Raw genomic sequence first — 12854 nt, forward strand, 5'->3', positions numbered from 1 at the left:
CGGACAAAATGTTGCAGCAATACCCTTCACTGACGGCGATTTACGCGCCCTGCGGAGGCGTTGAGGGCATCATCGCCGCGCTGCATGCTCATCAGCGCCAGCATCAGGTCACGCTGATTTGCCATGGTCCCGTAGAGAACGGCGAGTTGGCGTTAATCGACGGCACCATTGATTTGATGATTGCGCATCGGCTGAGCGAGTTTGCCACCGCGACAATCTCCGCGTTTGTCCAGGCTGCCAGCCATCCGCAGGCGTCATTTATCAACGCGCTACAACCGTTTGATTTAATCACTAAAGAAAACCTCTAATCGGCAGGGGCATGGGAAATTCTCCGCGCCCCGCTTCGCCACTGCATTTGATAAAAAACAATCATTTTATCCATCAAAATAAAGCTTGAATCACATCAAAGAATTTAAATTTCATCATTGTTGATTTTGAAATTTTCATTCAATACTGGTCATGTTTTCTCCTCATTCTAAAAAGGAATCTATCATGACCATACATATTGCCAATGCGCCATGTAGCTGGGGCGTCGATGATCCCAAAAACCCTTATTTACCGCCGTGGTCACAGGTACTACAGGAAGCGGCGACCGCAGGCTACAAAAGTATTGAACTGGGGCCTTGGAGCTATCTGCCAACCCAGGCTGATGAGCTTCGTGCCGCGCTGAATAAACAGGGACTGTCGCTGGTTGCCGGAACGATCTTTGACGATCTGGTCAGCGAAGAGAACTTCCCGAACATTGTCGAACTCACGCACAACCTCTGTCGCAATCTGTCGCAGGTTCCAACGGCGGAAAAAACGCCCGGAAACTCGTTCCAACCGCCCTATCTGGTGATCATTGATTTCGGTAATCCGCAACGGGCCAAATTCGCCGGACGCAGCGACCTGGCACCACGGCTTTCCCCCGCCGACTGGAAGCGGATGATTAGTCACATTATCACCATCAGCAAACTGGCGTGGCAGGAGTATGGTGTTCGCCCGGTTATCCACCCTCACGCTGGCGGTTGTATCGAATTTGCCGATGAAATAGACCTGTTGGCAACGCAAATCCCGCACGACGTTGCCGGGCTATGCCTTGATACCGGTCACCTCTACTACTCAGGTATGGACCCGATTAGCTGGTTGGATCGCCACTTTGACCGGCTCGACTACCTGCACTTTAAAGATGTCGATCCGGAAGTCTTCGATAGCGTGATTTCCCGCGGTATCGACTTCTTCGCCGCCTGCGCGGAAGGTGTGATGTGCCCGCTTGGCAGCGGCGCTATTGATTATCCGGCGGTTCACGCGTTTCTGGATAAGCGCGGCTATCAGGGCTGGATAACCATTGAACAAGAACGTGACCCGCGCAACGTCGAAGGCAGTTTGCAGGCGGTCACGGAAAGCCTGCGCTACCTGCGCTCCGTCGGATTTTAATCAGGAGATAACCACATGATTAACGGTACAAAACCTGTAGGCCGGTCGTTACGTTGGGGCATGGTTGGCGGCGGAGGAAGCAGCCAGATTGGTTATATTCACCGCTCGGCAGCGCTGCGCGACGGTGCGTTTACCCTGCTGGCAGGCGCATTCGATATTGATGCCGAAAGGGGGCGAGAATTTGGTCAGCAGTTGGGGGTGAGCGCTGAACGTTGCTATCCCGACTATAAAACCCTGTTTCGTGAAGAAGCGGCGCGAGAAGACGGTATTGAAGCTGTTTCCATCGCTACGCCGAACAACACTCATTACGAGATTTGCCGGGCGGCGCTGGAAGCCGGGCTGCATGTAGTCTGCGAAAAACCGCTGTGCTTTACTGGCGAAGAGGCCGATGCGCTGGTGGCGCTTAGCGAAAAGCAGCACAAAATCATTGGCGTCACCTATGGCTACGCCGGGCATCAGCTGATTTTGCAGGCCCGACAGATGATTGAACAAGGGCTGCTGGGCGAGATCCGTATCGTCAATATGCAGTTCGCACACGGTTTCCACAATCAGCCGGTAGAGCAGGAAAACCCCAGCACCCGCTGGCGCGTTGACCCGAAATTTGTCGGTCCCAGCTATGTCCTGGGCGACCTGGCCACGCATCCGCTGTTTCTGGCAGAAACCATGGCCCCGAAGCTCAACATTACCCGTCTGATGTGCTCTCGCCAGAGCTTTGTCAAAAGCCGCGCCCCGCTGGAGGATAACGCCCATGTGCTGATGGAATACGACAACGGCGCGATCGGCTCGATGTGGTGCTCGGCGGTCAACAGCGGTTCAATGCACGGGCAGAAAGTACGTATCGTCGGTGAAAAAGCCAGCCTGGAGTGGTGGGATGAACAGCCAAACCAGCTTCGCTATGAAATCCAGGGCGAGCCGGTGCGAATTCTGGAACGCGGGATGGCCTATCTCGATCCGCTAGCCTTGCAGGACGACAGGATCGGCGGCGGTCATCCCGAGGGGCTGTTTGAGGCATGGTCAAACCTGTATCGGCGCTTTGCTATCGCCATGGATGCGACCGATCGCCGCGATGCTGCGCTGCTGGAAAACTTCTGGTATCCGGATGCCAAAGCCGGCGCGCTCGGCGTGCATTGGGTGGAGAACTGCGTGCGTTCGGCGGATAAGGGCGCCAGCTGGGTTGAGTTTCGTTAACCTTCCGTGGGGACATTTGCCCGGTGGCGCTCACCGGGCCTGCAACGGCCTCGATCACCGTAGGCCGGGTAAGGCGTCAGCCGCCACCCGGCAAAATGTCGCACAAAACCACTTTCTCGTGCCACACTATCGTGACAACGTCACATAAAACCAACAAAATCACAGCATTGTAATCAAAAAGCGAATGTCGTATAACATTGGCCAAACCGAGGGGTGTCCCGTGAGGGCTGAGATGGCGTAAGCCGAACCCTTTGAACCTGATCTGGGTCATGCCAGCGAAGGGACGGGTTGGCATTTCCGCCAGTTTTGCGCCATTGCCTGTTCACACTTCAGCACGCCCGGATCTCCCTTTAATCAGGAGGTCCTGTGATTCTTCCCGCGTTTACTCAAGGTCTTTACGGTCATCTGCGCCAGCAGGCCGGTGATGACTGGCAACATTACGTCGCCCACCCCTTTTTGCGCCAACTTGCCGACGGCACCCTGCCCGAACCCGCTTTCCGTCGCTATCTGACCCAGGACTACCTGTTCCTGATCCACTTTGCCCGCAGCTATGCATTGCTGGTCAGCAAACTGCGTACGCTACCGGAAATGCGTACCGCTGCCGCGTCGATGAACGCCATCCTCGACGAACTCCCGCTGCATGTTGGCTACTGCAACAGCTGGGGGCTAAATGAGGTGACAATGGCCAGCGAACCTGAAGCCGCGGAAACCGTCAACTACACCCGCTACGTGCTGGATATTGGTTATTCCGGCGACGCGCTGGATCTGCTGGCGGCGCTGATGCCCTGCGTTGCCGGATACGCGGAAATCGGCCTCGGTCTGCTCCACGATCCCGCGACTAACATCACCACTAATCCTTACGCCTCCTGGATCCGTAACTACGGTGATGAGGGCTACCTGAACGGCGTCAATGCCGCCATTAGCCTGCTGGAAACGCTCTGGCAACAGCGCGGCGGCGAGGCACGTTTTGCTGAACTCAGCACTATTTTTACCACCGCCACGCGGCTGGAAGCTAACTTCTGGCAAATGGGGCTGAATGTCGTCACGGAGCGCCCGGCGTGACTGCGCCCGGCATTACGGTGCGTGGTCTGAGCCTGCGCTTCGGTTCGCGGCTGGTTTTCGACAATCTGACGTTTGATATCCCCGGCGGTCAGTGGGTTTCGCTGCTGGGGGCCAGCGGTGCCGGGAAAACCAGCCTGCTGCGCATTCTCGCCGGGCTGGCAAAAGCAACTGCGGGCGAGGTTCGCGCCAGCGATGGTCAACCGATAGCTAAACGGCTGGCGTGGATGGGGCAAAAAGATCTGCTCTATCCTTGGCTAAACGTGCGTGACAACGTCTCCCTCGGCGCGCGTCTGCGCGGGGAACGGGTTGATACCCAGCGGGTTGCGACTTTATTACAGCAGGTTGGCCTTGAGCATTGCGCTAATGACCGCCCGGCCTCGCTCTCCGGCGGTATGCGCCAGCGGGCGGCGCTGGCTCGCACCCTTTATGAAGACCGACCCATTGTGCTGATGGACGAGCCTTTTTCCGCGCTCGATACCATCACCCGCACGAAAATTCAGACGCTGGCCGCCGAGCTGCTGGTGAACCGCACCGTGGTACTTATCACCCACGATCCGATGGAGGCCTGTCGGCTAAGCCATCGCCTGTTGGTGCTCTCTCCCGCCCCCGGTAATATCGACGATTCACACCGCTTATCCGGCGTACCGCCGCGCGCGCCGGACGATCCGCAGCTATTAACCAGTCAGGCTGAACTGTTACAACAGTTAATAAGGGCTAACGGATGAGCGCAAAACTGTTTCGTGGCTGCGTGGTGTTCTGCGGCCTGCTATTGCTCTGGTGGCTGGCGAGCCGCAGCGGCATTCCCGCTTTCCTGCTGCCTTCTCCTTCGGCGGTAGCCAGCGCGTTGTGGGTCAATCGGACTTATCTCGGCTGGCACTTGCTCATCACATTGAGTGAAATTCTCAGCGGACTGCTGCTTGGCGTTCTGCTCGGCGTGGTTCTGGCGCTGTGCATGATTGTCTCGCCGCGTCTTCAGCGCTGGCTGATGCCGCTGGTATTGACCAGCCAGGCAATCCCGGTCTTTGCCCTCGCCCCGCTGCTGGTGCTGTGGTTTGGATTCGGCATGAGCGCCAAGGTCATGATGGCGGTGCTGGTGATTTTCTTCCCCGTCACTTCGGCATTTTTTGACGGTCTGCGGCGGGTCAATAACGACTATCTCGATCTGGCGCGCACCATGGGAGCATCTTTTGGCGCTCAGCTGCGCCACGTGCGGATGATGGCGGCGCTCCCGGCGCTCGGCTCGGGCCTGCGGATGGCCGCCGCCGTGGCCCCCATCGGCGCAATTATCGGCGAATGGGTCGGCTCAGCTGAAGGACTGGGCTACGTCATGCTTAACGCCAACGCCCGCCTGCAAACCGATATCTGCTTTGCCGCCCTGTTTATTTTAGTACTGCTGACCGTCCTGCTGTGGCTGGCGGTGGATGCTTTTTTACATCGGCTGATCAACTGGACGCCGGAATAACCTTTTCGAAATATAAGGAGTAATGATGCATAAACATATATTCACCGGGATGGCCTTCACCGCGCTGCTCAGCGCTCAGGCGCAGGCTAACGAGAAGCTCACACTGGTGCTGGACTGGTATATCAACCCCGATCATGCGCCGATCATGGTCGCCGAGCAGATTGGCGCGTTTAAAGAAGCGGGCCTGGACGTTAAAATTGTACCACCGTCCGACCCGGCGCTGCCGCCACGACTGGTGGCTGCCCGTCAGGCCGACCTGGCGATCACCTACCAGCCACAGGTGCATTTTTTTGCTGATGAAGGGCTGCCATTGGTGCGCGTTGGTACACTGATTAACTCGCCGCTAAACACGGTCATTGCGCTGGATAAAAACATCAAAACTCCAGCTGACCTGAAAGATAAAAAAGTCGGTTATTCGGTCAGCGGTATCGAACAGGCAACGCTGGCAACCATGGCGCAACACGCACAAATCGATCCCAAAAGCATTAAGCTTATCAATGTAAACTTCCAGTTAACCAGCGCCCTGCTGGCCGGTCAGGTTGATGCGGTCATTGGCGGTTACCGTAATATAGAAGCGCTGGAAATTAAGCTTCAGGGGAAAGACCCTGTGGTGATGAACGTCGAGGACTATGGCGTACCGGCATACGATGAGCTGGTTATTGTCGCCAACCGCGATGAAGTTAACGCCCCGAAAATCAAAGCATTCCTCACCGCGTTGCAAAAAGGCGTCACTTACCTGCGCGCCCATCCGCAGGAGACCTGGCAGACGTTTGCCGCCGCGCATCCGGAACTCAACACCGAGCTCAACAAGCAGGCATGGCTGAAAACCATTCCTCTGTTTGCTACCGATCCGGCCGCGCTGGATAAACCACGTTACGAAGCTTACGAACAGTTTTTATATAACAACAAGTTGGTGAAAAAAGTCACACCTTTGGCAAATTATGCGCTTGAACTGCATTGATTCATCCTGGTGTTGGCGGAAATTTTTTCGCCAGCAACGTCAGCGAAGCGGTAATAAAAAATGAGAAATTACTTCACTAATAATTACAATTTTAAAGGTCTTTTATCCTTTAAAACACTTCACTTCTATCAATGAGTTACGCCCATTTTTAACAATGTAAAAATAACGTAAAAATACCGCAATCAATAAAACGTTGAATGCGGATTTAAAAAGCCATATATTGTGCCCGCTTTATGCATAGCGATTCAATTTCTTACACCAATTTATTCAACCAGCATTCAACCGTAACGCTGGTTGTGGGAGTGATATGATGACGGATAAAGTCCGTATTGATACTTTAGGCGCAGATTTATTAGATGCAAACAACGATACCTTTTTGGCCCGTCAGGCTGAATTCGAATCGAATGTCAGGAGCTACCCGCGCAAGCTACCCCTTGCGATTACCAAAGCGGAAGGCGTTTGGCTGACCGATGCGGATAACAAACAGTACCTGGACTGCCTTGCCGGCGCCGGTACTCTGGCTCTCGGTCACAACCACCCTGATGTGCTGCAGAGCATCCAAAGTGTCATTACCAGCGGCTTGCCGTTACATACTCTCGATCTGACGACTCCGTTAAAAGATCGCTTCTGTGAATACCTGCTCTCCCAGTTACCTGGCGAAGGTAAAGAATACTGCCTGCAGTTCACCGGCCCAACCGGTGCTGATGCCGTGGAAGCGGCGCTGAAGCTGGCGAAAAAATACACCGGTCGTTCTTCCATTATCAGCTTCTCCGGCGGCTACCACGGGATGACCCATGGCGCGCTGTCCGTCACCGGTAACCTGTCACCAAAAGAAGCCGTCAACGGTATGATGCCGGAAGTGCAGTTTATGCCTTATCCGCACCAGTACCGCTGCCCGCTGGGTATCGGCGGTGACGCAGGCGTGAAAGCGCTGACCTACTACTTCGAAAACCTGATCAACGACGTTGAAAGCGGCGTGCGTAAACCGGCGGCGGTGATCCTCGAAGCCGTTCAGGGTGAAGGCGGCGTGAACCCGGCTCCGGTCGAGTGGCTGCAGCGCATCCGTAAAGTGACGCAGGAACACGGCATTCTGCTGATCATCGACGAAGTCCAGGCGGGCTTTGCCCGTACCGGTAAATTCTTCGCCTTCGAACACGCGGGCATTGAGCCGGACATCATCGTGATGTCTAAAGCGGTAGGCGGCGGTCTGCCGATGGCCGTTCTGGGTATCAAAAAACAGTTCGATGCCTGGGAACCGGGTCACCATACCGGCACCTTCCGCGGCAACCAGTTGGCGATGGCTACCGGCCTGACCACCCTGCGTCACCTGAAAGACAACAACATTGCCGATAAAGTCGCCGCCCAGGGCGAGTGGCTGAAAGGCAAACTGGCCGAGATGCAGAAACGTTACCCGGTTATCGGCCACGTGCGCGGTCTGGGCCTGATGATCGGTATCGAGATCGTGAAACCGAACGAAGCGCCGGATCACATGGGTAGCTACCCGGCGGATGGCGAACTTTCTGCACTGCTGCAGAAAAAATGCTTCGAAGCGGGCCTGATCCTCGAGCGCGGTGGCCGTCACGGCTGCGTACTGCGCCTGCTGCCGTCCCTGCTGATCAGCAACGCAGAACTGGAAATTTTCTTCGACAAATTTGAACAGGCCCTGCTGGCCGCCGGCGTAAAACCGGTCTGAGTGGAGTAAGTGACCGCAATGTCCAAATTGAATCCGATTCTTGCTGGTTCTGCGCAGAGTATTGACGCCTATCAGCAAGCTATCGCCCAGACCAGCCAGGCGGTAGCGCAGTGGCTGCAGCAACCTGAGATGTATCAGGGGAAAAGCGTTGACGAGCTGCGTGAGCGCATCACCCTTGATTTCAACGAACAGGGTCTGGGCAACCAGGCGGCGATTGAACGTGCGATCGAGTACTTCCTGAAAGACAGCCTGTCGGTACACCACCCGCAGTGTGTGGCGCACCTGCACTGCCCGAGCCTGGTCATTAGCCAGGCGGCGGAAGTGCTGATTAACGCCACTAACCAGAGCATGGACTCCTGGGACCAAAGCCCGTCAGCGACCATCATTGAGATCAAGCTGATTGAATGGCTGCGCGCTCAGGTAGGCTACGGCGCTGGCGATGCAGGCGTATTCACCAGTGGCGGCACCCAGAGCAATATGATGGGTCTGATGCTGGCGCGCGATGCCTTTTTCGCACGTATGGGTCATTCCATCCAGCAGGATGGTCTGCCGGGCGATATTCGCCAATACAAAGTGCTATGTTCTGAAAACGCCCACTTCTCGGTGCAGAAGAATATGGCGCTGATGGGCCTTGGCTACCGTTCCGTGACGCTGGTGAAAACCGACGAATTCGCGAGAATGGACGTTGCTGACCTGAAAGCGAAAATCGCGCAAGCCCAGGCTAACGGCGAGCAAATTATGGCGATCGTCGCCACCGCAGGTACCACCGATGCGGGGGCAATTGACCCGCTGCGGGAAATCGCGACAGTAGCGGCAGAGCATCAGATCTGGCTGCACGTTGACGCAGCCTGGGGCGGCGCACTGCTGATGTCGGAGAAATATCGCGATCGTCTGGACGGCCTTGAATTAGTGGATTCCATCACCCTGGATTTCCACAAACAGTTCTTCCAGACCATCAGCTGCGGTGCGTTTCTGCTAAAAGAAGCCCGCCATTATGAGCTGATGCGCTATCAGGCGGCCTATCTGAACTCTGAGTTCGATGAAGAGCACGGCGTGCCAAATCTGGTGTCAAAATCGCTGCAAACCACCCGCCGCTTCGATGCGCTGAAGCTGTGGATGGGTCTTGAGGCGCTGGGCCAGAAGCAGTACGCGGAGATCATCGATCACGGCGTGACGATGGCGCTGAACGTGGCGGATTACATCGAGACGCAGCCAACGCTGGAACTGGTAATGCAGCCGCAGCTGGCGAGCGTGCTGTTTCGTTCGCGCCCGCAGCAGATGGCGGGCAGCGACGATGCCGCCATCGCCCTGCTCAACCAGCGCGTTGGCGATGCGCTATTGGCCTCCGGTCGTGCGAACGTCGGCGTGACCGAGCACAATGGCGTGACCTGCCTGAAGCTGACGCTGCTGAACCCGATCGTCACCTTAGATGACGTTAAGGTGCTGCTGAATCTGGTAGAACGCACCGCTCAGGAACTGCTGGCGCAGTAAGCTAGTTTCGCAATAAACGCTGAAAGCCGATAATTCACATTATCGGCTTTTTTTTACATTTTTCCCGGAGGCGGTGCTGCGCACCTGTCCGGGCTACAGCTACACAGCTGCCTCCGGGAAAACAGCCGCAATGCAACTGCAATCGCTAGCTCAGGCTCTCGCCTCTTGTAACAACTGCTGGATCATCTTCTCCTGCTGGACGTAATCTCCTTCGCCAAAAGCCGTATAGCGCAGCTTGCCTTTGGCATCGAACAGATAATGCGCGGGCCAATACTGATTACCAAACGCGTTCCAGATGGCGTAACCGTTATCCGCCACAATAGGGTAAGTCAGCTGCCATTTTGTGATCGCTTCACGCAGCGCAGGCAGCGAACGCTCCCATGGATACTCCGGAGTATGTACGCCCACCACCACCAGCCCGGCAGCGCGATATTTATTCGCCCACTCGCGCACGTAGGGCAGCGTGTGCTGGCAGTTAATACAATCCCGGGTCCAGAAGTCGATTAATACCACTTTCCCCTTTAGTGCGGAGTTGCTCAGCGGTGGGCTATTAATCCACGCGCTGCCGCCTTCCAGTGCAGGCATTTCGCTGGTTGGCTGTGGCGCAACAACCGGCTGGAGAAACGCTTTTTGCTCCGACTGCGGCAAATTAGCACTGAGACTCTGCTCCAGCCGTTGCGTCAATCCGGTAGCCCCTTGTAGAAAACTATCCGCCCCGCTGGCTATCAGCCCCACCGATGCCAGCATCGCCACGCCCGCCAGCTGACGCAGGCGTTCGCTAAAAGCCAGACCTTTACGCAAACGCGCAGTCCACCGGGAGCCGAACAGCCACAACAGAGCCAGCATCAGCGCGCTGCCGCTGCCGTAAGACAGCAGCAGTAATCCGCTGGTGACCGAGCTGCCCTGAATAAATCCAAGGCTGAGGATCGCGCCCAGTACCGGCCCGGCGCACGGTGCCCACAGCAGGCCAATTGCCAGACCCGCCAGCAGTGCGCCCGCTCCTCCGGCGTGCTGGTAGCTACGCGCGTTAATACGATTACCTAACGCCACCACCGGAGCCGTCAGGCGCTGCGCGGCCTTTGTGGATATCAGGCTCACTCCGACCAGCACCAAAAACAGCAGCGCCAGCCAGCGTCCGGCAAGTGTCAGGCTCACCACCCAACTGCTGGCAACCGTTACCAGCAGCGAAACGGTGGTAAACATCAGCACCATGCCGCTGAGCATCAGCAGCAGATGTGCCCTTTTACCACGCACGCTGGCAAAAATTAACGGGATAACCGGCAAGGTGCAAGGGCTCAGCAGCGTCAGCATACCGCCGAAAAAAGCAATCAGAATGGACATACACGCTCTCCTCAGATGAATTAGCTGCCTGAAGCGGCAGCCAACCCATTACAGCAGGCGTATGTATGGCTAAAGTGTCTGAAATAGCGGGAATTTGTCAGCTTAGTTATCTGTAGCGCCCGGGGATACAGAAGGATACAAAGCGGTGGCAAACAGCAGCACCGAGGCCTCCAGACCGCCGCTTGAGCAGTTGCGCAGCGTCAGTTTTCCCGCCATCTGGCTGGCTAGATGTGCGGCAATTGCCAGACCCAGACCGGTGCCACCGGTATCGCGATTGCGCGAATTCTCCAGCCGATAAAAAGGTTGCAGCACCGCCTCCAGTTGATCATCGGGGATCCCTGGCCCTTCATCGGCAACCTTGACTGTAACATCACCGTTTTGCGCATCTTCGAGGCTAACGGTGACGCTATCGCCAAATTTCAGCCCATTATCAATCAGATTGCTCATAATGCGCCGCAGCGCCTGCGGTTGAATCAGCACCGGTTGCTGGATACTGCCGGGAATAAAGCGCACCGCTTTGCCGACATCAGCGTAATCACAGACGATAGTGTCGAGAAAATCATTCAGGTTGAGACGCTGGCGCGTCTCCTCCAGCGGCTGGGCGGAGCGGGCAAAAGCGATCCCTTCTCTGACCAGTCTGGTCATATTGTCCAAGTCCTCAAAAAGCTTGTCGCGTAGTTCTGGCCGATCCGCCATCTCGACCCGCAGCTTCATACGGGTAATTGGCGTTTGCAGATCGTGAGATATCGCCGCGAGGATCCGCGCCCGCTCCTGCAAATGGTCGTGAATACGCGCCTGCATGGCGTTAAATGCCCGCGCCGCGTGGCGAACTTCAACCGGCCCCTGTTCCGCCATCACTTCAGGCACATTCATTGCCGGTTCGAGGTGGTCAATGGCGCGGGTGAAACGGGTCATCGGGCGCACCACCTGACGCACGGCGTACCAGGCACAAAACAACAACAGTAAGAATTGTGCGACCAGTACCACGGGTAGCCAACGGGCGATCGCCGGCAGGCGCGGCCACAAGTCAATGGTTAGCGGCGCGCCGTCGTGCAGGGTGACGTGGGCCTGGATATGCTCGCGCGGACCGGGGATCGCCACAATGCTTAGCGGATAAGTGCCGCTGAGCGTTTCTTGCAAAGTCCGCACCGCATCACGTACCCGCCAGCTGGTGGGATAGTCGCCACCTTGCCCCGCCGTAAGCTGATAGCGATAGTTACCGCGCGCCAGCCGCGCCAGCCACTGTGGGCGTTCGGCGGCAGGAAGACGATTAAGGATCGCCACGCTGGTGGCGACATCGTATTCGAGGTTGCCCAGCATCACGCTGCGGGCGCTGCTCATCCGCTCATAAAGTAACAATGATAGCGTTAAGGCGTTGGCCAGCAGCAGCGCGAGGAAAATCATCACGACCAGTCGGGACTGCAACGATGCGGGCCAGAGCTTCATTCGCGGACCTCGCGAATCGACACCGGAACCGAAAGCACATAGCCTTCGCTACGGACGGTTTTGATATAGGCCGGTTCGCGGGCATCTTCGCGCAAGCGCTGACGTAAACGGCTCACCAGCAGGTCAATGGAGCGCTCGAACAGTTCGGCATCCCTTCCCTGCGTCAAATTCAGCAGCTGATCGCGATTCAGTACCCGCTGCGGGTGGTCGAGGAAAACCCGCAATAGCCGATATTCCGCACCGCTTAGCGCGACGATAGTGCCGCTGTCATCAAGCAGATGCCTTGCCGAGGTATCCAGCAGCCAGTCGCCAAAGGCGATGAGTCGTCCGGCCTCGGTAATCTGCAAATTGGGCGGCAGCGCCCGGGTGCGGCGCAGAATAGCCTTGATGCGCGCCAGCAGTTCGCGGGCGACAAAGGGCTTCACCAGATAGTCATCGGCACCCATTTCAAGCCCCAGAATTCGGTCGCTGTCGTCGGTGCGCGCGGTCAACATCAGAACCGGAATATCCTGCTGGCCGTTGCTGCGTAGCTGGCGACAGAGAAGTAAACCGTCGTCGCCGGGCAGCATCAGATCCAGAACAATTAGATCCACCTGATGCGCGTTGAGCACCGCCCACATCGCCTTGCCGTTGGCGGCCCCCGTCGCGCGATATCCCGACTTTTCCAGATAACCGGTGACCAGCTCACGAATATCGCGGTCATCATCAACAACCAGAATATGATCAATACGTTCCAAAGCAGGCTCCGGTAAAAAAATGCCACTCAAAGAGAATATGCGCTATCGCCGGAAGCG

General features: G+C 56.6%; 12 protein-coding genes and 1 riboswitch. Of the genes, 9 read left to right on the plus strand and 3 right to left on the minus strand.

The features are described from left to right. From QVF11_RS23070 to QVF11_RS23110, 9 genes are all read left to right on the plus strand, one after another. On the plus strand, window positions 1-308 hold a 308-nt coding region (locus tag QVF11_RS23070; protein ID WP_462661276.1), incomplete at its 5' end, for a type 1 periplasmic-binding domain-containing protein. 184 nt (window positions 309-492) lie between these two features. Then, window positions 493-1416: a TIM barrel protein gene (locus tag QVF11_RS23075; RefSeq protein WP_287859484.1), complete on the plus strand. Its 924-nt coding sequence runs from the start codon at window positions 493-495 to the stop codon at window positions 1414-1416. A 15-nt stretch (window positions 1417-1431) separates the two neighbouring features. Beyond that, window positions 1432-2604, plus strand: coding sequence for a Gfo/Idh/MocA family protein (locus QVF11_RS23080; protein WP_287859487.1), 1173 nt, complete (start codon window positions 1432-1434; stop codon window positions 2602-2604). A 199-nt stretch (window positions 2605-2803) separates the two neighbouring features. Beyond that, window positions 2804-2905, plus strand: a riboswitch (TPP riboswitch). A 65-nt stretch (window positions 2906-2970) separates the two neighbouring features. Continuing rightward, window positions 2971-3666 (plus strand): TenA family protein, encoded by a 696-nt coding sequence (locus QVF11_RS23085; RefSeq protein ID WP_287859489.1) that lies wholly within the window; start codon window positions 2971-2973, stop codon window positions 3664-3666. Next, window positions 3663-4391, plus strand: a complete 729-nt coding sequence (locus QVF11_RS23090; RefSeq protein ID WP_287859492.1) for an ABC transporter ATP-binding protein — start codon at window positions 3663-3665, stop codon at window positions 4389-4391. The genes QVF11_RS23085 and QVF11_RS23090 overlap by 4 nt, the downstream gene beginning before the upstream one ends. Further along, window positions 4388-5128, plus strand: coding sequence for an ABC transporter permease (locus QVF11_RS23095; RefSeq protein WP_287859495.1), 741 nt, complete (start codon window positions 4388-4390; stop codon window positions 5126-5128). The genes QVF11_RS23090 and QVF11_RS23095 overlap by 4 nt, the downstream gene beginning before the upstream one ends. A 25-nt stretch (window positions 5129-5153) precedes the next feature. Then, complete coding sequence (locus tag QVF11_RS23100) at window positions 5154-6089, plus strand: ABC transporter substrate-binding protein (RefSeq protein WP_287859560.1); 936 nt, start codon at window positions 5154-5156, stop codon at window positions 6087-6089. 307 nt (window positions 6090-6396) lie between these two features. Then, the gene (locus QVF11_RS23105; protein ID WP_181486203.1) at window positions 6397-7782 is read left to right on the plus strand and encodes a diaminobutyrate--2-oxoglutarate transaminase; all 1386 of its coding nucleotides are present in this window, start codon (window positions 6397-6399) and stop codon (window positions 7780-7782) included. A gap of 9 nt (window positions 7783-7791) precedes the next feature. Next, window positions 7792-9273 (plus strand): pyridoxal phosphate-dependent decarboxylase family protein, encoded by a 1482-nt coding sequence (locus tag QVF11_RS23110; protein ID WP_185928519.1) that lies wholly within the window; start codon window positions 7792-7794, stop codon window positions 9271-9273. Window positions 9274-9423: 150 nt separating this feature from the next. Here the strand turns inward: QVF11_RS23110 and QVF11_RS23115 are convergent, their stop codons facing one another. From QVF11_RS23115 to QVF11_RS23125, 3 genes are all read right to left on the minus strand, one after another. Then, a complete protein-coding gene (locus QVF11_RS23115) occupies window positions 9424-10614 on the minus strand; it encodes a cytochrome c biogenesis protein/redoxin (RefSeq protein WP_287859502.1) in 1191 nt (396 codons plus the stop codon). A 102-nt stretch (window positions 10615-10716) separates the two neighbouring features. Next, on the minus strand, window positions 10717-12060 hold the full coding sequence (locus tag QVF11_RS23120; RefSeq protein WP_287859504.1) for an ATP-binding protein: 1344 nt from the start codon (window positions 12058-12060) through the stop codon (window positions 10717-10719). Continuing rightward, the gene (locus QVF11_RS23125; RefSeq protein WP_287859507.1) at window positions 12057-12797 is read right to left on the minus strand and encodes a response regulator; all 741 of its coding nucleotides are present in this window, start codon (window positions 12795-12797) and stop codon (window positions 12057-12059) included. Before QVF11_RS23125 ends, QVF11_RS23120 begins: the two co-directional genes overlap by 4 nt. Between the last annotated feature and the right edge of the window lie 57 nt (window positions 12798-12854).

It is taken from the genome of Klebsiella sp. (assembly GCF_027492335.1).
In the GTDB taxonomy this organism is placed as follows: domain Bacteria; phylum Pseudomonadota; class Gammaproteobacteria; order Enterobacterales; family Enterobacteriaceae; genus Klebsiella; species Klebsiella huaxiensis.

Bases quoted from the DNA above. Each gene is read 5' to 3' on its own strand.
- QVF11_RS23075 (WP_287859484.1), top strand. From the start codon at position 493: ATGACCATACATATTGCCAATGCGCCATGTAGCTGGGGCGTCGATGAT.
- QVF11_RS23080 (WP_287859487.1), top strand. From the start codon at position 1,432: ATGATTAACGGTACAAAACCTGTAGGCCGGTCGTTACGTTGGGGCATG.
- QVF11_RS23095 (WP_287859495.1), top strand. From the start codon at position 4,388: ATGAGCGCAAAACTGTTTCGTGGCTGCGTGGTGTTCTGCGGCCTGCTA.
- QVF11_RS23100 (WP_287859560.1), top strand. From the start codon at position 5,154: ATGCATAAACATATATTCACCGGGATGGCCTTCACCGCGCTGCTCAGC.
- QVF11_RS23105 (WP_181486203.1), top strand. From the start codon at position 6,397: ATGATGACGGATAAAGTCCGTATTGATACTTTAGGCGCAGATTTATTA.
- QVF11_RS23115 (WP_287859502.1), bottom strand. From the start codon at position 10,614: ATGTCCATTCTGATTGCTTTTTTCGGCGGTATGCTGACGCTGCTGAGC.
- QVF11_RS23120 (WP_287859504.1), bottom strand. From the start codon at position 12,060: ATGAAGCTCTGGCCCGCATCGTTGCAGTCCCGACTGGTCGTGATGATT.